Origin of the sequence: Mycobacterium saskatchewanense (assembly GCF_010729105.1) — a bacterium.
In the GTDB taxonomy this organism is placed as follows: Bacteria; Actinomycetota; Actinomycetes; order Mycobacteriales; family Mycobacteriaceae; genus Mycobacterium; species Mycobacterium saskatchewanense.
This window is the reverse complement of sequence record NZ_AP022573.1, coordinates 507,742-531,171: the sequence shown is the minus strand read 5'-3', so window position 1 is coordinate 531,171 and position 23,430 is coordinate 507,742. Positions and strand designations below refer to the sequence as shown.

Annotated in this window: 23 protein-coding genes; 4 read left to right on the top strand and 19 right to left on the bottom strand. The window is 69.7% G+C overall.

The features are described 5' to 3' along the window. Nucleotides 1-144: 144 nt before the first annotated feature. The 6 genes from der to G6N56_RS02350 are packed head-to-tail and all read right to left on the bottom strand — an operon-like array spanning nucleotide 145 to nucleotide 5,357. Nucleotides 145-1,545: a ribosome biogenesis GTPase Der gene (der, locus tag G6N56_RS02375; RefSeq protein ID WP_085256855.1), complete on the bottom strand. Its 1,401-nt coding sequence runs from the start codon at nucleotides 1,543-1,545 to the stop codon at nucleotides 145-147. Next, nucleotides 1,542-2,228, bottom strand: a complete 687-nt coding sequence (gene cmk, locus G6N56_RS02370; protein ID WP_085256856.1) for a (d)CMP kinase — start codon at nucleotides 2,226-2,228, stop codon at nucleotides 1,542-1,544. The genes der and cmk overlap by 4 nt, the downstream gene beginning before the upstream one ends. After that, a complete protein-coding gene (locus tag G6N56_RS02365) occupies nucleotides 2,222-2,965 on the bottom strand; it encodes a pseudouridine synthase (protein ID WP_085256857.1) in 744 nt (247 codons plus the stop codon). Before G6N56_RS02365 ends, cmk begins: the two co-directional genes overlap by 7 nt. Then, on the bottom strand, nucleotides 2,965-3,666 hold the full coding sequence (scpB, locus tag G6N56_RS02360; RefSeq protein ID WP_085256858.1) for an SMC-Scp complex subunit ScpB: 702 nt from the start codon (nucleotides 3,664-3,666) through the stop codon (nucleotides 2,965-2,967). The genes G6N56_RS02365 and scpB overlap by 1 nt, the downstream gene beginning before the upstream one ends. Beyond that, complete coding sequence (locus G6N56_RS02355; protein WP_085256859.1) at nucleotides 3,667-4,494, bottom strand: segregation/condensation protein A; 828 nt, start codon at nucleotides 4,492-4,494, stop codon at nucleotides 3,667-3,669. Next, complete coding sequence (locus G6N56_RS02350) at nucleotides 4,491-5,357, bottom strand: ParA family protein (RefSeq protein ID WP_085256860.1); 867 nt, start codon at nucleotides 5,355-5,357, stop codon at nucleotides 4,491-4,493. Before G6N56_RS02350 ends, G6N56_RS02355 begins: the two co-directional genes overlap by 4 nt. A gap of 206 nt (nucleotides 5,358-5,563) precedes the next feature. Between G6N56_RS02350 and G6N56_RS02345 the strand changes: the two genes are divergently transcribed. Next, the gene (locus G6N56_RS02345) at nucleotides 5,564-6,316 is read left to right on the top strand and encodes an O-methyltransferase (protein ID WP_085256861.1); all 753 of its coding nucleotides are present in this window, start codon (nucleotides 5,564-5,566) and stop codon (nucleotides 6,314-6,316) included. 105 nt (nucleotides 6,317-6,421) lie between these two features. Here G6N56_RS02345 and xerD read toward each other — a convergent pair whose 3' ends face one another. The 12 genes from xerD to G6N56_RS02285 all read right to left on the bottom strand — a co-directional run bounded on the left by xerD (nucleotide 6,422) and on the right by G6N56_RS02285 (nucleotide 18,496). Then, nucleotides 6,422-7,363, bottom strand: coding sequence for a site-specific tyrosine recombinase XerD (gene xerD / locus G6N56_RS02340; RefSeq protein WP_085256925.1), 942 nt, complete (start codon nucleotides 7,361-7,363; stop codon nucleotides 6,422-6,424). Next, complete coding sequence (locus G6N56_RS02335; RefSeq protein WP_085256862.1) at nucleotides 7,360-7,983, bottom strand: NUDIX domain-containing protein; 624 nt, start codon at nucleotides 7,981-7,983, stop codon at nucleotides 7,360-7,362. The genes xerD and G6N56_RS02335 overlap by 4 nt, the downstream gene beginning before the upstream one ends. Next, nucleotides 7,976-9,721, bottom strand: coding sequence for a CTP synthase (locus G6N56_RS02330; RefSeq protein ID WP_085256863.1), 1,746 nt, complete (start codon nucleotides 9,719-9,721; stop codon nucleotides 7,976-7,978). Before G6N56_RS02330 ends, G6N56_RS02335 begins: the two co-directional genes overlap by 8 nt. Nucleotides 9,722-9,884: 163 nt before the next feature. Beyond that, nucleotides 9,885-10,829, bottom strand: a complete 945-nt coding sequence (locus G6N56_RS02325) for a copper transporter (RefSeq protein ID WP_085256864.1) — start codon at nucleotides 10,827-10,829, stop codon at nucleotides 9,885-9,887. Nucleotides 10,830-10,857: 28 nt separating this feature from the next. Further along, nucleotides 10,858-12,039 carry a putative cytokinetic ring protein SteA gene (gene steA / locus G6N56_RS02320; RefSeq protein WP_085256865.1) on the bottom strand — a complete coding sequence of 394 codons (1,182 nt, stop codon included), beginning with the start codon at nucleotides 12,037-12,039 and terminating at the stop codon, nucleotides 10,858-10,860. Nucleotides 12,040-12,241: 202 nt separating this feature from the next. Further along, nucleotides 12,242-13,993, bottom strand: coding sequence for a DNA repair protein RecN (gene recN, locus G6N56_RS02315; protein WP_085256866.1), 1,752 nt, complete (start codon nucleotides 13,991-13,993; stop codon nucleotides 12,242-12,244). A gap of 13 nt (nucleotides 13,994-14,006) precedes the next feature. Continuing rightward, nucleotides 14,007-14,924 carry an NAD kinase gene (locus tag G6N56_RS02310; RefSeq protein WP_142280698.1) on the bottom strand — a complete coding sequence of 306 codons (918 nt, stop codon included), beginning with the start codon at nucleotides 14,922-14,924 and terminating at the stop codon, nucleotides 14,007-14,009. Beyond that, nucleotides 14,921-15,730, bottom strand: a complete 810-nt coding sequence (locus G6N56_RS02305) for a TlyA family RNA methyltransferase (RefSeq protein ID WP_085256867.1) — start codon at nucleotides 15,728-15,730, stop codon at nucleotides 14,921-14,923. Before G6N56_RS02305 ends, G6N56_RS02310 begins: the two co-directional genes overlap by 4 nt. 8 nt (nucleotides 15,731-15,738) lie before the next feature. Then, nucleotides 15,739-15,915, bottom strand: coding sequence for a hypothetical protein (locus tag G6N56_RS02300; RefSeq protein ID WP_142280699.1), 177 nt, complete (start codon nucleotides 15,913-15,915; stop codon nucleotides 15,739-15,741). A 23-nt stretch (nucleotides 15,916-15,938) separates the two neighbouring features. Continuing rightward, a complete protein-coding gene (locus tag G6N56_RS02295) occupies nucleotides 15,939-16,955 on the bottom strand; it encodes an HAD-IIA family hydrolase (protein ID WP_408632655.1) in 1,017 nt (338 codons plus the stop codon). Next, entirely contained in the window at nucleotides 16,952-17,749 is a 798-nt protein-coding gene (locus G6N56_RS02290) for a tetratricopeptide repeat protein (protein ID WP_142280700.1), read from the bottom strand. The genes G6N56_RS02295 and G6N56_RS02290 overlap by 4 nt, the downstream gene beginning before the upstream one ends. A 165-nt stretch (nucleotides 17,750-17,914) precedes the next feature. Further along, entirely contained in the window at nucleotides 17,915-18,496 is a 582-nt protein-coding gene (locus G6N56_RS02285; RefSeq protein ID WP_085256869.1) for a TetR/AcrR family transcriptional regulator, read from the bottom strand. Between the two features lie 88 nt (nucleotides 18,497-18,584). Here G6N56_RS02285 and G6N56_RS02280 point away from each other — a divergent pair, with 88 nt between their 5' ends. After that, a complete protein-coding gene (locus tag G6N56_RS02280) occupies nucleotides 18,585-19,904 on the top strand; it encodes an NADH:flavin oxidoreductase/NADH oxidase family protein (protein WP_085256870.1) in 1,320 nt (439 codons plus the stop codon). A gap of 32 nt (nucleotides 19,905-19,936) precedes the next feature. Next, nucleotides 19,937-21,406 (top strand): flavin-containing monooxygenase, encoded by a 1,470-nt coding sequence (locus tag G6N56_RS02275; RefSeq protein WP_232069191.1) that lies wholly within the window; start codon nucleotides 19,937-19,939, stop codon nucleotides 21,404-21,406. 125 nt (nucleotides 21,407-21,531) lie between these two features. Here G6N56_RS02275 and G6N56_RS02270 read toward each other — a convergent pair whose 3' ends face one another. Next, entirely contained in the window at nucleotides 21,532-22,344 is an 813-nt protein-coding gene (locus G6N56_RS02270) for a helix-turn-helix domain-containing protein (protein ID WP_085256872.1), read from the bottom strand. An 84-nt stretch (nucleotides 22,345-22,428) separates the two neighbouring features. On the opposite strand from G6N56_RS02270, the gene G6N56_RS02265 reads away from it, so the two are divergent. Continuing rightward, entirely contained in the window at nucleotides 22,429-23,379 is a 951-nt protein-coding gene (locus G6N56_RS02265; RefSeq protein ID WP_232069190.1) for an LLM class flavin-dependent oxidoreductase, read from the top strand. Nucleotides 23,380-23,430: the final 51 nt, after the last annotated feature.

The following is a 23,430-nucleotide window of genomic DNA, read 5'->3' as shown; positions in this document are numbered from 1 at the left end:
TACAGCTTGCATGTTCCGCATTGTGGGAGATAGCGGCGGCGCCGTGCCACCGCCGAGCCGATTCACGCGCGATATCGCCGGCGCTGTCGCGTTCGAAGAACGCACTCCGGTCGGGACTAGAGCCGCATGCAACCGCCAACCCGCTCAGCGGCGCTTGGGTCCCCGCTTCTCGCGTACCCGCACGTTGATGCGGATCGGACTGCCCTCGAACCCGAACGTCTCCCGCAGGCGGCGCTCCAGGAAGCGGCGATACCCGGCCTCCAGAAACCCGGTGGTGAACAGCACGAACGTCGGCGGACGCGCGGTGGCCTGCGTGGCGAACAGGATGCGGGGCTGCTTGCCGCCGCGCACCGGCGGCGGGGTGGCCGCCACTACTTCCTTCAACCAGGAATTCAGCGGACCGGTGGGGATGCGCATGTCCCACGATTCGAGCGCGGTTTCCATCGCCGGCACCAGCTTCTGCACCGCGCGACCGGTCTTGGCCGAGATGTTCACGCGCTGCGCCCACCGCAGCTGGACCAGCTCGCGGTCGATCTCCCGCTCGAGCAATTCACGGCGGTCCTCGTCGACCAGGTCCCACTTGTTGAAGGCCAGCACCAGCGCCCGCCCGGCCTCGATGACCATCGACAGCACCCGCTGGTCCTGCTCGGTCAAGGGCTGGGACGCGTCGATGAGCACGACCACCACCTCGGCGGCGTCGATCGCCGAGTGGGTACGCACCGACGCGTAGAACTCGTGCCCGCTCGCCTGGCCGACCTTGCGCCGCAACCCGGCCGTGTCGACGAAACGCCAGACCTTGCCCCCCAGTTCGATGAGCGAGTCCACCGGATCGACGGTCGTCCCGGCGACGTCATGCACCACCGAACGCTCGTCGCCCGCAAGCTTATTCAGCAGGGAACTCTTGCCGACGTTCGGCTTGCCCACCAGCGCCACCCGGCGCGGGCCGCCCTCTGCCGGTGCGGATTCCGACACCTCGGGCAGCACGGCGAGCACATCGTCGAGCAGGTCGGCCACCCCGCGACCATGCATGGCGCTGATCGGGTGCGGCTCGCCCAGCCCCAGCGACCACAGCGCCGCCGCGTCCGCTTCGGCCTTCTCGCTGTCAACCTTGTTGGCGGCCAGAAAGACTGGCTTCCCCGAGCGCAGCAGGATCCGGGCGGCGGCCTCGTCGGCCGCCGTGGCGCCGACGAGGGCGTCGACCACCAGGATGACCGCGTCGGCGGTGCGCATCGCCACCGCCGCCTGCTCGGCCACCAGGTGCTGCAGGCCCTTGGCGTCGGGCTCCCATCCCCCGGTGTCCTGCACGACGAATCGTCGCCCGGACCACAGCGCGTCGTACGAGACCCGGTCGCGGGTGACGCCGGGAATGTCCTGCACCACCGCTTCGCGGCGGCCGAGGATCCGATTCACCAGCGTCGACTTGCCGACGTTGGGCCGGCCCACCACCGCGACCACGGGCGCGGGGCCGGCCTCCTCCGGACGCTCCAGGTCGGATTCCGAGTATTCCCAATCGCTTTCGTCGGTCCAGGTACCGTCTTGCGTCACCGCACAGCCCCGCTTCGCTGCCGGACCAGGTCGAGCACGTGGGCGATCACCTGTGTCTCGGTCATGTCGCTCGTGTCGAGGACCACCGCGTCCGGCGCCGCGCGCAGCGGCGACACGGCCCGCGTGGAGTCCAGGTGATCCCGGCGGCGGACGTCGGCCAACACGGCGTCGTAGTCGTCCGCGAGACCGGTCGCGACGTTCTGGTCGTTTCGCCGCCGGGCGCGGGTCTCCGCCGACGCGGTCAGGAAGATCTTCACCGGCGCGTCCGGTAGCACCACGGTGCCGATGTCCCTGCCCTCGACGACGACGCTATCGTTGCCCTCGGCCATCGCTCGCTGCAGCGCCACCAGCCTTTTGCGCACGGCGGGGACCGACGACACGGCCGACACCGCCCGGGTCACCTCGTCGCCGCGGATCTCGACCGAAACATCCTCGTTGTCAAGGTAGTAGCGGTCCCCGGCCGGGTCGTAATCCACCGACATCCGTGCCGCCGCGGCGACCGACGCCACCGCTTCGGCATCCGTCGGGTCGACTCCGGCGCGCAGCACCGCCAGCGTCACCATCCGGTACATGGCGCCGGTATCGAGGTAGCGGGCGTCCAGCGCGCGCGCCAAACCCCTTGACACCGAGGATTTTCCGGTGCCCGCCGGCCCGTCGATGGCCACCACGACGGGGTTCACAATCCCACCGCCTTGTAGAGCTGGCCGATCTCGCTGTGGCCCAGGGCCCGGAATGTGCCGGGACGTTGCTTGCCCAGCGTCACCGGTCCGATGTCGGTGCGCACCAGCGCCTCCACCGGAAACCCCACCGCCGCGAGCAGCCGGCGGACGATGCGGTTGCGCCCTTCGTGCAGGGTCACCCGCACCAACGTCTTGCCCGGAATCGCGTCCACCACCGCAAAATCATCGACCTTCGCCGGCCCGTCCTCCAACTCGACCCCGGCGCGCAGCTGCTTGCCCAGCCCGCGCGGCACCGACCCGGCGACCGTTGCCAGGTAGGTCTTGGGCACCTCGTGCGACGGGTGCATCAGCCGGTGTGCCAGTTCGCCGTCGTTGGTCAGCAGGATCAGGCCCTCGGTGTCCGCATCCAATCGCCCGACGTGGAACAGGTTCTTGTTGCCGCGGACCTTGCGCTCGATCAGGTCGCCGATGCAGGGCCGGCCCCGATCGTCCGACATCGTCGAGTGCACCCCGCGCGGTTTGTTCAGCGCCAGGTAGACCAGTGAATCGTCGAGGATCACCCGGGCGCCGTCGACGCGGATCTCCGAGCTTTCCGGGTCGACCCGGGTGCCCAACTCGGTCACTACCCGGCCGTCGACTTCGACGCGACCGTCGAGGATCATCTTCTCGGCCGCCCGCCGCGACGCGATTCCGGCCTGAGACAACACCTTTTGCAGCCGGATTCCCTCGGTTTCGACCATCAATCCTGGTCCACGTCGAAGGTCAGCGCCTGGTCCGAGGCCGGCCGGCCCGCAAGCCTGATGAATCGTGGCTCGCTGTCCAGGGATTCGCTCAGGTCCTCGATCGTGTCGACGTCGGGCAGCAACGGCGCGATGTCGGGCAGGTCGGTCAGCGACGTCAGACCAAGGCGCTCCAGGAACAGGTCGGTGGTGGCGAACGTCACCGCGCCGGTGTCCTCGTCGACCCCCGCCTCGGTGATCAGCCCCCGCGCGAGCAGCGTGCGCATCACGGCGTCGACGTTCACCCCGCGCACGGCGCTCACCCGCGCCCGTGTGACGGGCTGGCGATAGGCGACCACCGCGAGCGTCTCGAGCGCGGCCCGTGTCAGCTTTGACCGCGCGCCGTCCAGCAGGAGCTTCTCCACGTACGGGGCGAACCGGGCGCGGGTGTACATGCGCCAGCCCTCGCTCGTCTGCCGCAGGTCGATGCCGCTGTCGCGGGAGGTGAGCTCGTCGGCCATCGACTGCAGCTTCGCCGCGATCCGGTAGACGGGCTGCTGCGTGGCCGAGGCGAGGGCCTCTGCCGTCACGGGGGTGTCCACCACCAGCAGCAGCGCCTCGAGCACCGAATGGAGCTCCTCGGCCTCCATGGGGGCCGCCTCGGCGATGTCGGGGATGCCGCCGAGGTCGACGCCGAGGTCGACGTCCGCGTTGTCACTCATCTATTCGTCCCGCACTTCTACCAAGGCTTCGTTGGTGGGACGCTCTCCGGTCCACGAGATCTGAAGCACGCCAAGCGGCTCTGACTGGTCGAATGCTACCGCCCGCGAACGATACAGTTCGAGCAGCGCCAGGAAGCGGCCCACGACCTCCATCGGGGCCTGACAGTCGGCGACGAGTTCGGAGAAGGTGGCCCACTGGCCGCTGCCCCGCGCCTCCAGCACCTCGAGCAGCTTCCTGGCCTGCTCGGGGACCGACACCTGCACCTCGTGCAGGTGTCCGAGCCCCACCGTCGGGACCGGCCGCGGGCTGAACGCGATCGCGGCGATCTGGGCGAAGCGTTGCGCATCGACGCCGAGCATCACCTCGGGGAGCAGCTCGGTGAACCGGTCCTCCAGCGAGACCGCCCGCGGATAGCTCCGCAGCGCGGTGGCCTCCAGCTCGGCGAACATCTCGGCAACATGCTTGAACGCGCGGTACTGCAGCAGCCGGGCGAACAGCAGGTCGCGCACCTCCAGCAGGGCGAGGTCCTCCTCGTCGTCGACCTGCCCCGCCGGCAGCAGCCGCGCGGCCTTGAGGTCGAGCAGCGTCGCGGCGACCACCAGGAACGCGGTCGTCTCCTCGAGATCCAGCTGGGAGCCGATCTGGCGGGTGTAGGCGATGAAGTCGTCGGTGACCCGATGCAGCGCCACCTCCGTCACGTCGAGGCGGTGGGCGAAGATCAGCTGCAGCAGCAGGTCAAACGGCCCCTCGAAGTTGGTGAGGCGGACCCGGAAACCGGTCGAGCTGCCGTTCTGCTGGGGCGCCTCACCGTTCGCGACGGTGTTCACGCGCCAAATCGGTCGATGAATTCGCGGGCCAGCGCGCGATAGGCGATCGCGCCCGTCGACTTCGGCGCCCACGTGGTGATGGGTTCGCCCGCCACGCTGGTCTCCGGGAACCGGACGGTCCGGGTGATCACGGTGTCGAACACCAGGTCACCGAACCGCTCGACGACGCGGGCCATCACCTCGCGGGCGTTGACGGTCCGCGGGTCGTACCGCGTGAGCAGGATGCCGCTGATCTCCAGCTTGGGATTGAGCCGGTCGCGCACCTTGTCGACGGTGTCGGTCAGCAGCGCCAGGCCCCGCAGGGAGAAGTACTCGCACTCCGTGGGGATCACCACGCCGTCCGCGCAGGCCAGGCCGTTGACCGTGAGCAGCCCGAGCGACGGCTGGCAGTCGATCAGGACGTAGTCGTAGCGGTCCAGCACCGGGTGCAACGCCCGGCCCAGGGTCTGTTCGCGGCCCACCTCGTTGACCAGCTGGATTTCGGCGGCCGACAGGTCGATGTTGCTGGGCACCAGGTCCAGGTTCTTCAGCCGCGTGTGCAGCAGCACGTCGTCGATCGACACCCGGGGCTCGACCAGCACGTTGTGGATGGTCTTCTCCAGCTCGTAGTGGGGCACGCCCAGACCGGCGGACAGGGCGCCCTGCGGGTCCATGTCCACCAGCAGGACGCGCCTGCCGTACTCCGCGAGCGCGGCACCCAGGTTGATCGTCGAGGTGGTCTTGCCGACGCCGCCTTTCTGGTTGCACATCGCCACGACCTTCGCCGGGCCGTGCGACGTGCGCGGCTGCGGCTCGGGAATCGCCCGTGGCGGGCGTCCCGTCAAGCCGATCTCGACGCCGGTGTCCGGGTGGTCGGTCGTCATGCCCGGGCAGCTCGGGAGGTGAACATCGGGGGAAAGTCTAACGGCTCGACGCTGCTGGCCCGGGCGACCCGCAGGGCGTTTCACCAGCGAATACCATCGATTTCCGCTGGTGAGAGACACCTTTTGCCGCACTGGTAACAGCAGTCACATCAGCACCAGCTACCGGCCACGAGGGCGGCCCGAAAACCGGCACTATCGTTGCCATCATGGATCTCAAGCGTCGCATGCCGCTGCTGCGGTGGTCGGTCTGGCGGCTGGCCGCCGGCAACCACAACATCACCACCACGGGCCAGATCGGTGACGGCCGCGAAGCCGCCGCCGTCGACTTCGTCCTGAAGAACGCCCGCGCGGGCGACATCGGCCACGTGTTGGCCACCATCGACAAGTTCGCCTACGAGAAGTCGATGCTGATCAACGTCGGCGACGAGAAGGGGCTGATCCTCGACGCCGCCGTCCGGCGCGCCAACCCGGCGGTCGCGCTCGAGCTGGGCACCTACTGCGGGTACGGCGCGCTGCGCATCGCCCAGGCCGCCCCCGCCGCCAAGGTGTTCTCCGTCGAACTCGCCGAGGCCAACGCCGCCAACGCCCGCCGGATCTGGGCGCACGCCGGCGTCGCCGACCGCGTGACGTGCGTCGTCGGGACCATCGGCGACGGCGGGCGCACCCTGGACAGCCTCGCCGACGAGCACGGACTCGAGACGGGCGCACTGGATTTCGTCTTCCTCGATCACGACAAGGACGCCTACCTGGACGACCTCAAGAGCATCATGGCCCGCGGCTGGCTGCGGCCGGGCGCCATCGTGGTCGCCGACAACGTGCGGGTCCCCGGCGCGCCGAAGTATCGCGAGTACATGCGTCAGGAGCAGGGCAAGCAGTGGAACACCGTCGAGCACAAGGCGCACCTCGAGTACCAGTCGTTGCTGTCGGACCTGGTGCTGGAGTCGGAGCACCTGGGCTGACGCCGCCTCTGCGCCGAGCGTCGACTTGATATCGAGAAACGCGGCCCAACGCCGCAACAACTCGACGTTCGGTGGCAGGAAGCTGGGGCGTTCGGCGGCAAGAAATCACGTCGCCCGCGGGTGGGCTCCGGCCCACACCTCGCGCAACGCGTGCACGGTGACCAGCGTGTAGATCTGCGTCGTCGTCACCGAAGCGTGCCCCAACAACTCCTGGACGACCCGGACGTCGGCGCCGCCCTCGAGCAGGTGCGTGGCGAACGAATGCCGCAGCATGTGCGGCGACACCCCCGAGGTGATGCCGGCGCGGTCGGCGGCGTCCTGCAGCACCTGCCATGCGCTCTGCCGCGACAGCCGTCCGCCGCGGACATTGAGGAAGATCGCCGGCGTTCCTCGTCCCCGACGCGCCAGATCGGGGCGGCCCCGCACCAGGTAGGCGTCCAGCGCCTGCACGGCGGGACGCCCCACCGGCACCAGCCGCTGCTTGCCGCCCTTGCCACGCAGCAGCACCGACCTGGCTTCCGTGTCGATGTCGTCGACGTCGAGGCCGACGGCCTCCGAGATGCGTGACCCGGTCGAGTACAACAGCTCCAGCAGGGCCCGGTTGCGCAGGGTCAGCGGGCCGTCAGACGGGCTGTCGCCGCCCGCGGCCTCCAGCAAGGCCAGCACTTCGTCGATGGTCAGGCTCTTGGGCAGTCGCCTGCCCGGCGTCGGCGGCCGCACGGCGCGGGCCACGTCGAGTTCGGTGAGCCCCTCAGCGGCGGCGAACCGATGCAGTCCGCGCACCGCGATCAGCGCCCGCGCCGCGGACACCGCCGACAGTGCCGAGGCCCCCGAATCGGGATCGCCGCGGCGCAGCGCCACCAGGAAGTCGCTGACGTCGTCTTCGCCCACCTTGGCCAGGTCGTGAATTCCGCGGTCCGACAGGTGCTTGCTGTAGCGGAGCAGGTCGCGCCGATAGGAGCTGAGCGTGTTCTTCGCCACGCCCCGCTCGATCGTCAGGTGGTCGAGGTAGCCCTGAAGTTGGGTCTCCAGCGCCACCGTCGTCAAGGCGCGGACCTCCGCGCGGCAAACGATCGCGGCCGGTCGGTCCACGGGCTCTCCAGCGGGCGCGGCTGCGCGAATCCGTGGCTGACGGCGTGGGCGGCCAGGATCCCGGCGACGGCCATGGCGTTGACGATCTCGCCGGTGAACACCCGGCGCACGGCGTCCGCGAGCGGGTACCAGTGCACCGTCAGGTCGGCCTCCTCGTGCTCGCCCTCCGGCCGGCCGATCTCGCTGAGCCCGGTGGCCAGGTACACGCGCACCGATTCGTCGCTGAACCCCGGCGTGGAGTCCAGGTCGACGAGCACCTGCCAGGTCACCGCCCGCAGGCCGGCCTCCTCCTCGAGTTCGCGGGCGGCCGTCCGGTGCGGTGGTTCGCCGTCGACGTCGAGCAATCCGGCGGGCAGCTCCCACAGCCGGCGGCCGAGGGGATGCCGGTATTGGTAGATCAGCGGGATGTTGCCGTCGTCGTCCATCGCCACGATGGCAACCGCGCCGAAGTGCTCGACAACCTCGCGCACCGCGACGGTGTCGCCCGGCATCCGGACGTGATCGCGGCGCAGCGCGAAAATCTTTCCGGTGTATAGGGTTTCGGACGAGGTCGTCTCGAAGACGTGCTCAGCCACGGGCCGCGGGCGCAGATAGCCGCTGAGCGTCGTCCTGATGGTTGCCGTTGGCCGAGTGCTCGGAGATGTCCATCGGCAACAGCTCGCCGGCCTTGTAATCGATGGCCGCCCCGACGAACGCGACGAACAGTGGGTGCGGCCGGGTGGGCCGGCTCTTCAGCTCCGGGTGGGCCTGGGTGCCGACGATGAACGGGTGGATCTCGGGCGGGTATTCGACGAATTCGACCAGGTGGCCGTCGGGCGAGGTGCCGGAGAACCTCAGGCCGCTCTCGGCGATCTTCTCCCGGTAGGCGTTGTTGACCTCGTAGCGATGGCGGTGCCGCTCGGACACCTGAGTCGCCCCGTAAGCCTGCGCCACAATCGAGCCCGGCTCCAGCACCGCCGGGTACGCCCCCAGCCGCATGGTGCCGCCGAGGTCGGCCTGGCCGGCGACGATGTCGAGCTGATCGGCCATCGTGGAGATGACGGGATCCGGTGTCTGCGGGTCGAATTCGGCCGAACTCGCCTCGGTCAGGCCAGCCGAACGCGCCGCCTCGATGACGATGCACTGCAGGCCCAGGCACAGCCCGAGCACGGGCAACCCCCGTGCTCGCGCGTGCCGGACGGCGCCGATCTTGCCCTCGATGCCGCGGATGCCGAAACCGCCCGGGATCAGCACGCCGTGCACGTCGCCGAGCGCCGACGTCGCACCGGCGGCGCTCTCGCAGTCATCGGAAGGCACCCACACCATCTCGACCTTCGCGTGGTGCTTGAACCCACCGGCGCGCAACGCCTCGGTCACCGACAGGTAGGCATCCGACAGGTCAACATACTTGCCCACCAAAGCAATTCGCACCGTCTCGTGCGGCTCGTGCACGCGGCGCAGCAGGTCGTCCCACTCCGTCCAGTCGACGTCGCGGAACGGCAGGTTCAGCCGGCGCACCACGAACGCGTCGAGCTCCTCGCGGTGCAGCACCTTGGGAATGTCGTAGATCGAGGGCGCGTCCGGAGTGGAGATGACGCCGTCGATGTCCACGTCACACATCAGCGCGATCTTGTTCTTCAACGCCTCCGGGACGTTGCGGTCGCTGCGCAGAATGAGCGCGTCCGGGGTGATACCGATACTGCGCAACGCGGCCACCGAATGCTGGGTGGGCTTGGTCTTGAGCTCCCCCGAGGGCGCCAGGTACGGCACCAGCGACACGTGCAGGAAGAACACGTTTTCGCGCCCGAGGTCGTGGCGGACCTGTCGCGCGGCTTCCAGGAACGGCTGCGACTCGATGTCGCCGACCGTGCCGCCGATCTCGGTGATCACGACGTCGGGGCGCCGGCCGTTGGCGTCGGGTTCGGCCATGGCCAGGATGCGGCTCTTGATCTCGTCGGTGATGTGCGGGATCACCTGCACGGTGTCACCGAGGTATTCGCCGCGCCGTTCCTTGGCGATGACCGTCGAATACACCTGCCCGGTCGTGACATTCGCCGAACCCGACAGGTCGCGGTCGAGGAATCGCTCGTAGTGACCCACGTCGAGGTCCGTTTCGGCGCCGTCCTCGGTGACGAAGACCTCGCCATGCTGGAACGGGTTCATGGTGCCGGGATCGACATTGAGGTACGGGTCGAGTTTTTGCATCGTCACCCGCAGTCCCCGGGCGGTCAACAGCTGTCCGAGGCTACTTGCGGTCAGCCCTTTGCCGAGCGAGGAAGCCACGCCACCGCTGACGAAGAGGTGCTTGGTGGCGGTCTGCGGATGCCTACGCAATGAGCGACCTCCGTGAAGACGGGCAGGGCTTGAAAAACCACTTGGACTGATGATCCCGCTATCAGCTGGGCCTGCCGACCCACGGAAACCCACCCTAACATCCGGCGGCGCCGACTGCCGCGAACACGCCCGACGGGTCGCCGATGGAGGGGCTGTTGCGGGTCTATTGCGGCACGGTGATCGACGTGGCGCCGTGACCGGTCCCGTACTGCCCGAGGTGACCGCCGTTGACCAGGTCGTGCAGGCCCAGCACGGCGGTGATCCGCCCGGGCGCGGCGTCGACGTCGTCGACCGTGCTGATCGCCGACGCGATGCCGGCGTCGGCGCGGGCCACCGCCACCGCGGCGCCCCCCGTCGCCGAACCGTCGCGGCCGGCGAGCAGGGCGCCCGAGCCGTGCGGCGCGAGTGCCGCCGCGAACCGGGCCACGCTGACGCCCTGGTTGCCGGCGTCCTGCGGCAGCGACCCGCCGGTGATGATCACGGCCGCGTTCGCCGCCCCCATGTGATCGGCCGGCTGGAACGTCACGAAGCCGGTCTCGCGCAGCGCGGCGAGCACGGTGTCGCGCTGCGTATCGTCGACGGGCGGGATGGCCGGGTTGGTGTTGATGAGCAAGGCGATGCCCATCAGGTCACCGGCCTGAGACCCCTGGTCGACCAGTTTGGTGCTCAGCTGCTGACCGGCCGGCAGCACCGACGAGTTGACCACGGTCCGCAGCTTCTCGGCGGAGTTGGCGTCGACGAACTCCTGCGTCAGCGAGACCGTTCCGGTGACCGTGCCCCCGCCCTGGCCGATGAACTTCGAGACCGCGGCGACGTCGTCGTCTTGCGCGTCCGGGGTGCGGAACACGACCACCGACTTGCCGGCCAGCGCGTCGTGCACGATCCGGCCGGCCAATTGGGCGTCGAAGTTGTTTGCCGCGCTGAGCTTTTCGTTCAGGACGTTCTTCTGATCGTTGAGCCGATTGATCTGCGAGTAGAGGTCCCGCTTCTCGGCACGCAGGCCGGACAGCAGGGTGTCGGACAGGAAGCCGGACCCCAGGACGACCCCCACTGCCAGCGCCAGGAAGACGGCGGCGAGCGAGAGCGCGTGTTGGCGTAACGAAATCATGAGTGCACGTCCTCGATGAGCGTGAAAACTACGTGATCAAGTGCTGCACCCACAGGGAGAAGCGGTTCCAGTAGTCGACGACCCAATGCAGCACCAGGCCGTCGGTGCGGGAGACCCAGAGGGCGACGATGACGGCGATCAGCATGGTGAGCGCCAGCAGCGCGATGGCGCCCCCGGAGATGTGGTTGCGGTACAGCGTGGCAACGGCCTTGGCGTCCACTACCTTCTCCCCCACCCGCAGCCTGGTGAGAAAGGTCGACGGGTTGCTCTGCGCACGCGTGCGGTCGAAGAACGTCTCGATGTTGGCCCGGTCGCCGGCCGTCACGAGCAGGGCCGCGCCGTGGTGATCGGCCAGCAGAAGGGCGAGGTCCATCGCCGAGCCAGCGGCCGGGAAGGTCATGGCGCCGACTCCCAGGTCCTGGATGCGTTCCAGCCCCGGCGCGTGGCCGTCGGCGTCGGCCGGCAGCACGACGTGGGCGCCGCACTTGAGGGCCTCGGTGCTGATGTGGTCCGGGTCGCCGACGATGATCTGCGGGCGATAACCCGCCTTGCGCAACACATCTGCGCCGCTGTCCACCCCGATGAGCACCGGCTGGTACTCCTTGATGAACGGCTTGAGGGACTTCAGCTCCTCCTCGGCCCCGGGCTCGTCGGCGACGAGAACCACGTGCCGGCGGCGCAGGTCCACATCGATGTCGGGGATGCCGATGCCGTCGATCAACAGCGGGCTCTCGCTCTTGATGAACTCGATCGTGTTGCCGGCGAACGCCTCCAGGTGGGCCGCGAGACCGCTCTTGGCCTCGCGCATCAGGTCGGCGATGTCGTGGTCGGTGCGCTCGGTGCCGCGGACCAGGCGACGGTCTCCGGAGTAGACGCCGCCCTCGTGCAGCCGAATCTTCGAACCGTCCTTGACCTTCTTGAAGATGTCAGGTCCGGTCTCGTCGATCAGGGTGACCCCGTTGTTGACGAGCACCTCCGGTCCCATGTTGGGGTAGCGGCCCGACACGGACGGTGACGCGTTGACGACCGCGGCGATGTCGGCTTCGACCAGCGCGTCGGCGGTGATGCGGTCCAGGTCGAGGACGTCGAGCACCACGATGTCGCCGGGGCACACCCTGCGCAGCAGTCGGTCGATGTTGCGGTCAACCCGGGCGGTGCCCACTAGGCCCGGCCGAGACGTATTACGGGACAGGAGACCTGACATCTTCATGACGCTCGATTCTGTCGGGCAGGGCGGCGTTCACCGCGGAGGCGCGCCGTAACATCTGCCACAGAAGTTACCTATATTCACACCAGTCACAAGTTGGTCTCGGGTGCGCATAGCGCCGGTCGCGCGAGCGACCGCCTAGGTACGGGTTATGCGGCGTGTCGCAGTGCAGACACGGTCGCTCGCGGTGGGACGGCGGGGCGCCTCACGCCTTCTCGCTCTGGGCCGCGTCGAGCAGCTCCCGGGCGTGCGCGCGGCCGGTGTCGGAGTCGCCCAGCCCGGCCAGCATCCGCGCCAGCTCGGCGACCCGGTCGTCGTCGGTCACCCGTCGCACCACGCTGGTCCCCCTGGGGCCGGCGCTGTGCACCACCAGATGCACGTCGGCGTAGGCGGCCACCTGGGGCAGGTGCGTGACCACAATGACCTGGTGAGTGCGGGCGAGACGGGCCAGGCGCCGCCCGATCTGCACCGCCGCCCGGCCACCGACGCCGGCGTCCACCTCGTCGAACACCATCGTGGTGCCGGCCGCCGAGGCTGCCAGTACCACTTCGAGCGCCAGCATCACCCGCGACAATTCGCCACCGGACGCGCTCTTCGCCAGCGGTAGGACCGTCATCCCGCGGTGGGCGGCGAACCCGAACTCGACCTGGTCGATGCCGTCCGCGCCGGCGCGGGCCAGCTCGCCGGAGGGAAGCGCCAGCGCGGCGGGATCGTCCCGGTCGGCGGCCTGGTCGATGGTCACGTCGATCGTGAACTCGGCGTTGGCCATCGCGAGCCCACCGAGCTCCGCGGTCACCTCCTTGGCCAGCCGTTTGGCCGCCTTGCGTCGCCTACTGCTCAAATCGGTTGCTGCATCGGCCAATTCGTGCGCCAGTTCGTCGACCCGTCGCTCCAGCGCCGCCAGGCCCTCCTCGGACACGTCGAGTTGCGCCAGCCGTTGCCGTGACTCGTCGGCCCACCGCAGCACCCCGTCGATGTCCGAGGCGTACTTACGGGTCAGGGTGCGCAGCTCGGCCTGACGGGCCAGCTTGGACTCCAGCGCGCTGGCGTCGACCGGGAGTTCGTCCAGGAAGCCGCCGAGTTCGCGCGCCACCTCGTTGATCACCGTCAGCGCCTCGTCGAGCTGTGCGGCCAACGACCGCAGCGTGGCGTCGTCGGTGGATTCGAGCGCCGCCCTGCCCCGGCCCACGCAGTCGGCGGCGCCCGGGGCGGATTCGTCCGGATCCTCCGCCGACAACGCCTCTCGGGCGCTGGCAGCGGCCTCGCGCAGCGTGTCGAGTTCGGAGAGCCGCAGGATGTCGGCGACCAGCGCGTCGTCCTCCCCCGGTCGGGGATCGACGGTGTCGATCTCGTTGAGCGCGAACTTGAGTCGGTCGGCCTCCTGGGCCAGCTCCCGCGCGCGGTTGCGGCGGTCGACGAGGTCGCCCCGCGCCGTGAGCCACGCGTCGCGCAGCTTGCGGTAGCGCTCGAGCGCCGCGGCGGTGCCGGCGAACCGGTCCAGGGCGCCGCGCTGCTCCTCCGGGCGCATCAGGCGCAGTTGGTCGTTCTGCCCGTGGAGGGTGAGCAGCTCGGTGGTGAAATCGCCGAGCGACTTGGCGGGCACGCTGCGTCCGCCGAGGTATGCCCGTGACGGCCCGTCCCGGCTGACCGAGCGCAACGCGATGACGCTGCCGTCCTCGTCGCGCTCGGCCCCCGACGCCTCCAGCATCTCGTCCAGTTGCGCGCACATGGCCTCATCGAGATCCGTTGTGGTGAAACGGCCTTCGACGACAGCGCGGTCGGCGCCCGACCGCACGCGGGTGGCGTCGGCGCGGGCGCCGCCGAGCAGGTGCAGGCCGGTCACCACCATGGTCTTGCCGGCACCGGTCTCGCCGGTCAGCACGGTGAGGCCGCGGCCGAACTCCCCGACCGCGGCACTGATCGCACCCAGCGACTCGATGCGGATTTCCGTCAGCACCTGGGTGACGCCGTTACTTCCCGCGCCACCCGGTCACCGGCAACCGGAATTTGCGCACCAGGCGGTCCGTGAACGGCGCGCTGTCCAGGCGCGCCCATTTCACCGGTGTGCCACAACGTCTCACCTCGAGCCGGCCGCCGGCGGGCAACAGCATCTCGCGACGGCCATCGCAGAACACCAGGGCGTCGTGCCCGTCGCCCTCGATCTCGACGGCGACGGTGGCGTCGGGGCTGGTCACCATAGGCCGGCTGAATAGAGCGTGAGCGTTGTTGGGCACCACCAGGATTGCCTCGAGGTCCGGCCACAGCACCGGGCCGCCGGCCGAGAACGCGTAGGCGGTGGAACCGGTGGGAGTCGAGATCAACACCCCGTCGCAGCCGAACGACGACACCGGCCGCCCTTCGATCTCCACCACCACGCCGAGGACCCCCAGCCGGGGACCTTTTTCGAGGCTCGCCTCGTTGACCGCCCACCCCTGCTGGATGATCTGGTCGCCCTTGCGCACGACCACGTCCAGGGTCAGCCGGTCCTCCACCCGGTAGTCGCGGGTGACGACATGCTCCAGCACGCGATCGATGGCCTCCGCCTCGGCCTCGGCGAGGAATCCGATGCGGCCGAGGTTGACGCCGAGAACGGGAATGCCGACGTTGCGGGCCAATTCGGCGGCCCGCAGGAAGGTTCCGTCACCGCCGAGCACCAGGACCAGTTCGCACCCCTCGGCGGCGCGCGGGTCGGCGTCGACCACCTCGATTTCGATGCCCATGGCCCGCACGTCGCCGGGCGACATGTACAGCGGTCCTCTGTCGACCGCTTCGGCAGAGAGCACCCGGAGACCGATACCGTTGTCGCCCAGCACTTTTTGGACCCGCCGCGCGGTCTCGGTGGCTTCGTCGCGGCCGGTGTGGACCACCAGCAGCACGGTACGAGTCACTGCGGGCCGGCCTTTACCGCGTCGCGCACCGCGTCCTCCAGCCCCTCATCCGATAGCCCCCGATCCGTCTGGGCGCGCAGCCACAGGAAGTATTCGACATTGCCCGAGGGACCCGGCAGCGGGCTGGCGGTGACGCCGACGGTGCTCCAGCCCAGCTCCCGCGCGTACCGGGCGACGCCCAGCACGGCGCCGGCGCGCAATCCCGCCTCGTGGACCACACCACCGGCGCCGACCTGGCCCTTGCCCACCTCGAACTGCGGCTTCACCATGGGCACGATATCCGCACCGGGCCAAGCACATCCAATCAGCGCGGGCAGCACGGCCGTCAGCGAGATAAACGACAGGTCGGCGACCACCAGGTCGACGCGCCCGCCGATCGCCTCCGGCGCGAGATGGCGCGCGTTGGTCCGCTCGACGACCACCACCCGGGGATCGCTGCGCAGCGACCAGGCCAGCTGGCCGTACCCTACGTCGGCGGCGACCACCTCGGCGGCGCCCCGGTCCAGCAGCACCTCGGTGAATCCGCCCGTCGACGCACCGGCGTCCAGGCAGCGCCGGCCCGTCACCGGAATCCCGAACGTGTCCAGCGCGCCGATCAGTTTGTGCGCGCCGCGGGACACCCAGCCGCGTTCGTCGTCCTCGGCGACGGTGAGGGCCGCGGTGGCCGCCACGGCGGTGGCGGGCTTCACAGCAGGCATGCCGTCGATGCGCACCTTGCCGGCGCCGATCAATTCGGCCGCCTGCTGACGGGACCGCGCCAGACCGCGCCGAACCAGCTCGGCGTCAACGCGGGCACGTCGTGCCATGCGTGCACTCAGCCCTTCTCCGCCGACTTCAACGCCTGCAGCAGCACGTCGTGCGCCTCGGACAGACGCCGCGCGATCTCTTCGAGCTCGGCGAGTGACGGCCCGTTCTCGGGGTCGGCGGGGTCGGGCAGCCGGGCCACCAGGGCCTCGATTTCGGCATGCAGCTCTTCGGGATCGATAGTCATTGAGCTCCTACGCTAGTCACCCGTCAGTCGGCGTGCACCAACGACCAGCGTCCCAGCGCCTCGCGGGCCCGGTCGTCGGCCCCCTCGATGCGCGGGGGCGAGTCCGCGGGACCCGCGCCCCAGACGGCGCTGGCGACCGCGCGGACGATCGACAGCCCGTCCCCGTCGTCGGAGCCGTTGCCGTGCACCGTCACCACCCCGGCGCCCACATCGACGCGCCAGTTCGGCTGCGGCCCGACGGCGAGCGACTCGCCGCCGGCGTGCAGCGACCGCAGATCGTGGGCGATGTAGGTGGGCCGCCGGACCGGTTCGGCATACACCGCGTCCCGCGCGGTACTGACCCCGGACAGCACCATCAGGCTGGGCAGTTGCGCGGCGTTGGCGCCTTCGATGTCGGTGTCCAGCCGGTCGCCGACCACCAGCGGCGCGCGGAAGTCACCTCGGGCCACCGCGTCGTTGATCAGTTGCGGGGCCGGCTTGCCCGCGACCCGGGGTTCGGCGCCGGTGGCCGCCCGAAGCGCGGCCACCAGAGACCCGTTGCCCGGCAACAGGCCTCGCTCGGTGGGCAGCGTGGGGTCGACGTTGGCGGCCACCCACAGCGCGCCGGCCCGAATGGCCAGCGCCGCCTCGGCCAGATCCGGCCAGCAGATGGTCTTCGAGAGGCCCTGCACGACGGCGACGGGGTCGTCGTCGTACCGGCGGACCGGGCGCAGCCCGACCGCGGCGATCTCGTTGGCCAGCGCCTCTGTGCCCACGATCAGCACCGGCGACTCCGCAGGTACCAGCCCCGACAACAGGTGGGCCGCGCTCTGCGCGCTGGTGACGACGTCGTCGCCACTGGCGGTGAAGCCGAGGTCGCGCAGGTGCGACGCGACCTCATCGGCGCTGCGGGAGGCGTTGTTGGTGACAAAAAGCTTGCGGCTGTGCACCTCGTCCAGCGATTGCACGGCACCGGTGGTCGGCTGGGCGCCGCGGAAGACGGTGCCGTCGAGGTCGATCAGCAGGCAATCATATTGCTGCGCAACGGTTTCCACGGTCATTCCCCCGTGCCCAGCTCGTCCACCCGTTCCTCGGCGTCGGTGACGCCGTCGACGTCGGCGGCCGCGGAGTGCAGGAACCATTGCAGCGCTTCGTCTTTGCGGCCCAGCGCCAGCAGGGCGTCGGCGTAGGCGTAGAACAGCCGCGCCGCCGTCGTGCCGGTGCGGCTCGGGTCGGGCTGGGGGGTCGCGAGGACGGTCAGCGCCTGATCCAGCTGTCCCAGATCGGCGCGCGCCCCGGCCGCCACGATGCGTAACTCATCGGCGTCGTCGCCGCTGAGCTCGGCCGCCTCCGGGCCACGGGCCAGCTCGATCGCCCGCTCCGGACGGCCGAGGCCGCGCTCGCAATCGGCGATCAGCGCCAGCAGCGCCGATTTGCTGCCCATCCGGCGTGCGGCGCGGAACTCGGCCAGCGCCTGGGCCCAGTCGCCGCAGCGGTAGGCGGCGATCCCGACGGCCTCGCGGACCGCGGCGATCCGGCTGGAGCGCGCCCGCGCCGCCCGGGCGTGACCGAGGGCGGCCTCGGGGTCCTCGTCGAGGAGCTCGCCCGCGGCCACCAGGTGGCGGGCGACCGCGTCGGCCGTCGCCCGGTCCAGGGTGCTCAGCTCACGCCGGACCTCGGGTGCCAGCTGCCGGGCCTCCACGCCGGCCGGTATCGGGGGCGCGTCGTGCGGCGCGCGCTCGGCGGAGGCGTCCGGCTGGGCCGGCCGCGCGCGGCCCGGCCCCGACCGCTTGCCGGGCGCGGGGCGCGGTCGCCGTTCACCGTTTCGCCCGCGCGCGAATCTGTCGTCGACCACGCTGCAGAGGATACGGGGGCGCCGCGGCCTGGTACGCCATGAGCCGGTTCTGCAGCAGCGGCGCGATCACGGCCGGGCAGTAGTTCGCGGCGGCGACGACGGTGCATAGCCCGGCATGACCAGCATCGGGCACACGACTCGCCCAGAGCCGGGGCGCTGGCAGGCTCAATCGCCGCCGGACGCTCCGAGCATCGCGTTGATCGCAGCGCGCACGCGAGCCGACACTTCACCGGGATCGGAGGAATCAAGCTTGCCGTCCAGATGCAGGAAGGCCAAGCCATGGACGAGTGCCCAGACGGCGGTCGACATCGCACCTTCGTCGACGTCGGGAAAAATTCGTCGCACGATTGCTCCCAGATACTCGGAGATCACCGCCGCAGCCGCAACCCGTTCGCGGCCCTGATCGCAGGGCTCGCCGAACATCGCTCGAAATAGCGCCGGCCGATCCAACGCAAACCGCACATAGGCGACCGCAACGTCCGCGAGGTCATCCGGCGACGCCGGTGCGCGCTGGGCCGAGTCCAAGAGAGCCGCAAGCTCGCGATAGCCCACCGCCGCGACCGCGGACAACAGAGCCTCGCGGTTGGCGTAATGGCGATACGGGGCCCCGGGAGACACGCCGGCGCGTCTTGCCACGGCACGCAGTGATAGCTCCGTTGCCCCACCTTCTTCCAGCAGCTCCATCGCGGCGCGCAGGCACGCGGCCGATAGATCGCCGTGGTGGTAGGGCGCGGTCGAGGTTGGCATAGATCACTTTCGCTTATGTTGACACTGCTTACATTGCGGCCGTACCGTAAGCGGTGTTCACATCATATCCGATCGAGAGGCTCTCACGATGTCGACCGAATTGTTTTCGCCGTTGACTCTGCGCAACGGCCTGATATTGGGCAACCGGGTCGCCAAGGCGGCGATGGAAGAAAACATGGCAGATTCCGGGCAACTGCCCGGAGAGCGATTGTTTTCGCTATACCGGCGTTGGGGAACCGGTGGTGCCGGGCTGTTGATCACGGGCAACGTAATGGTCCACGCGCAGGCGCTGACGGGCCCCGCAGGCGTCGTCCTCGACGTTGCGGCGCCACTGGAGCCGTTCCGGCAGTGGGCCGCGTCCGGCAAGGCCGGCGGTTCCGCGATGTGGATGCAGATCAATCACCCAGGGCGCCAAGTGCAGGCCGACATGCCCGGGGTGACGTGGGCGCCCTCGGCGATCGGGGTTGACGCGGGCAAGCACAGCAAGCGTTTCGGCCAGCCGGTCGCGATGACCCCCGAAGAGATCGCGGCCACCGTCGAAAGATTTACGGTCGCGGCCGTTCGTGCCGAGCAAGCGGGATTCGACGGCGTAGAAGTGCATGCGGCGCATGGATACCTTCTTTCGCAATTCCTCTCTCCGCTGAGCAACCGCCGAATCGATCAGTGGGGTGGCTCGCTGCACAATCGGGCCCGGATGCTGCTGGACGTGGTGCGGGCGGTCCGCTCGGCGGTGTCACCGTCGTTCGCGGTCGGGGTGAAATTGAACTCGGCCGATTTCCAGCGCGGGGGTTTCGACGCCGACGACGCGCGCCAGGTGATCGGCATGCTCGAGCCGCTCGGTGTCGACCTTGTCGAGCTCTCCGGCGGCAGCTACGAAAGCCCGGCGATGACGGGGCGCGCCGCTGATGCACATACACAAGCGCGTGAGGCGTACTTCCTGGAATTGGCCGCCGAATTGGCTGAGACCAGCCCCTTGCCGCTGATGCTCACCGGTGGGATCACCCGCCGGGCGACCGCCGAGACAGCGCTGGCCAACGGTGTGTCGGTGGTCGGCATGGGCACGGCGCTGGCGGTAACCCCTGACCTGCCGAACCGCTGGCGCGCGGGCAAGCAAGCGACCGGCCAGCTGCGGCCCGTGAATTGGACGGACAAAACGATGGCCTCGGCAGCCAGCATGGCGCTAGTCCGCCACCAGCTACGGCGCATCGCCCGCGGGCGGCAACCCGCGCTAGGTACCCGCCCCGCTTACGCCATGGTTCGCGACCAACTACGCCGACGCCGCGCGCTGCGCCGCTACCGCTCCTGGCTGGCGACCTCGCCGCCAAGCCCACCACATGCGGCAGGCCAGCCGATCCTGAGCGCGAGCGGTGCCGCTCCGGCGAGCGAGATCGGTGTGTCGAAGCCATGACGAACGCGCCGAATCGCAACGGGGCTCGCGTTGTGCGAGTCGCGATCATCGGATCCGGATTCGCCGGCCTGGGCGCGGCCATCCGCCTGCGCCAAGCCGGCATCGACGACATCGTCGTCCTCGAGCGCGCCGGCGCCGTGGGCGGCGTGTGGCGGGACAACGATTATCCCGGCGCCGCATGCGACGTCGAGAGCTACCTGTACTCCTTCTCCTTCGCCCCCAACGCACGATGGCAGCACATGTTCTCTCCGCAGCCGGAGATCTTCGGTTACCTGCAGCGGGTGGCCGACGACTTCGGGCTGACGCACTACATCCGACTGAACTGCCCCGCCGAGGAAGCCCGCTGGGACGCTTCAGCCGCGAGGTGGCGGTTGACGACGCCACAGGGCGCGGTGGAGGCCGAGCACATGGTGGTCGCGACCGGCGCCCTCGCGGATCCGGCCATGCCCCGCCTGCCTGGCATCGACCACTTCGCGGGAAAGGTGTTCCACTCCTCCCGCTGGGACCATTCGTTCGACCTGCGCGGCAAGCGGGTGGCCGCGATCGGCACGGGCGCCTCGGCGATCCAGTTCGTCCCCGCGATCCAGCCCCACGTCGCACAACTCACGTTGTTTCAGCGCAGCGCACCCTGGGTCATGCCGCGGCACGACCGCGCCATCGGCCCAACCGAACAGCGCCTGCTCGAGAAGGTGCCCGGACTGCACTGGCTCTATCGGGCCCGGATCTATGCCCGACGTGAGCTGAACGTGCTCGCCTTCCGGCATCCCGTCCTGATGAAGTCGGCCGAGCGGACCTCCCTCAAGCACCTCCGCGCCCAGGTGTCCGACCCCGAATTGCGGGCCAAGCTGACGCCGACTTACCGCCTCGGGTGCAAGCGCGTCCTGATCTCCAACGACTACTGGCGCTCGCTTGACCAGCCGAATGCCGACGTGGTCACGAGCGGCATCCGTGAGGTCACCCCTTCCGGGATCGTCGACAATGACGGGACACTGCACGAAGTCGACGCCATCATCTTCGGTACCGGCTTCAAGACCGACCACCTGCCGCTGACCGACCGCATCTATGGCGAGGACGGCGCCAGCATGGCGCAGTCCTGGGGCCGGAGCCCACGCGCTCACTTGGGCACCATGGTCGCCGGCTACCCCAACGTCTACCTCATGCACGGACCCAATATCGGCTTGGCCCACACCTCAGTGATTCACATGTTGGAGTCCCAGATGGATGTCGTGGTCGACGCGATCCTGTACGCCGCCCACCGCGGCGCCACAACCATCGAGCCGACGGCGCAGGCCCAGGCGCGGTTCGTGGAGGCGGTGGACGAACTCACCGAAGGCAGCGTTTGGACCGCGGGCGGCTGCGACAACTGGTACCGCGATGCCACCGGGCGCAACAGCCACTTATGGCCGAGCGCGACGTTCGACTATCGCAGGCGCGCCCGCCACTTCATGCCCGAGGACTACGTCGTACACACCGCCCGTCCCCCCGCCGATGTGTTGTCGTGAAGCGAAAACCGGGACGTTGCGCTTGCCGATCGCGGCCGTGCGCCTGTCGGACAGTCCGGTGGCCACCAGCAGGTCGTCGTACAGCGCCACGCCGGCGTTGTTGATGAGGACGGCAACGCGTCGCTTCAGCCGCCTGACTGCGCTGTCGAATTGACACGGCCGCCGTGGCGGCGGGCGAGCGTTGCGGCGGTCCGCGGGTCGGCGGGCAGAAACGCTTCCAGGCGCAGCTCCGACACACTGACGTCGAGGGCCGTGGCGAACGTCGCGATCGTCGCCACCAGCCGTACGTCACCGTCGGGGCAGCACAGGTGCAGCGGCACCGCGAAGCCCAGCGATTCGACGGGCCGGCCGCCCGGCGCCGGCAGGCCGTAACCCTCGAGTTCCTCCGTCAGCGCGTCGATGCGCGGGTGCGGGCCGCGTTCGCGCAGGCCGTGCAGGATGTGGCGCCGCCAGTCGTCGAGATTCACGATGCGCGGCGCCATGCCCTCCGGGTGCAACGCGACGCGCAGCACGTTGACCGGCGCCTCCAGCAGCGACCCGGCCACCCCGTCGGTCAGCACTCCCAGTGCAGCGTTGGCGGCGACCAACTCGCCGAAGCCGTCCATGACCAACGCCGGATACGGCAGGTGGCCGTCGAGAACATGCTGCAGCGCCTCGCGCACGGGCTGCAGCAGCGGCGCGTCGGGCGGTGATTCCGGATACGCCGGAGCGAAGCCCGCCGCCGACAACAGCGCGTTACGTTGCCGCAGTGTCAGCCCGAGTGAGTCGGCCAGTCGGCTGACGATCTCGCGCCGGGGCGCCGATCGGCCCTGCTCCAGAAAGCTCAGGTGCCGTTGGGTGGTGCCGGCGTCGTTGGCCAGGTCGATCTGGCTGAGCCGGCGCCGAATGCGCCAATCCCGTAGCACCGTGCCGAAGTCCGCCTGCGTCGCAATGGACATGCACACAGTCAACCCGCCCACGATTCTGGGCGCTATTCCTTGCAGGGAATTGCCGACCATCCGTACGGGCGACACGATCGCGATGTGAATCAGCCACTCCGCCTCGGTGTCATGCCGCCCCTGGCCGCCGAACCCTGGGCCGGTGCCGATCTGCGCCGGCTCCTCGACTTCGCCCGCGCAATCGAAGATCTCGGGTTCGACTCGGTGTGGGCAAACGACTCGTTGGTGCGGCCCCGCATCGAAGCGCTGACGTTTCTGTCGGCCGCGGCCGCGGTCACGGACCGCATAACCTTGGGCACCGCCGCCTTGCAGCCGGCGCTCCGCCGGCCGGTGCAGACCGCGCAGGTCCTCGCCTCCATCGACCGGCTGTCGGGCGGACGGTTAACCGTGGCGGTCGGCGCGGGCTTCCCGGGGCTGTCCGAGGTCGAATACGCCGCCTCGGAGGTGGCGTGGAGCCGACGGTTCGCGCGCCTCGACGACACCGTCGCCCTGTGGCGTCAGCTCTGGAAAGCCCAGGAGCCCAGCTTCTTTCACGGGGCCGTACTGCATCTCGACGAAATCCCGGCCGGCATCACGCCGTTCGACGCGTCCGGGCCGCCGGTGTGGCTGGCCGGCGACACACCGGGCGCCCGAGCCCGTGCCGGCAGGTTGTACGACGGGTGGCTCCCCTATCCGCCTGTGCCGGAAAGCTATCGGTCGGGTCTGAGCGAGGTGCGCGCCGCCGCCGATGGCACCGGCCGCGGGGCCGACGCCGTCGTGCCCGCGTTGTTTGTCACCGTCCTCGTGACGGAGGATGCCGATGGCGGCCGGGCCGCGCTGGACCACTTCGCCACCAACACCTATGGATTCGGCGTCGACACCGTCGAGCAGATCCAGACTTTCGCCGCGGGCACACCCGACGCTGTCACCGCGCGGCTGGCAGGTTTCATCGACGCCGGGGCTCGGCATATCGTCTGCCGGCCCGCGGTCCTCGGCCCTGACGGGTTCGTCGAGCAGCTGCACCAGCTGCGGGCCGTGAAGGAGGCGCTGCAGTGACCGCGACGTCGGCACGCCCGCACCACGATTCACGCCCGGGTGGAAGCTGAC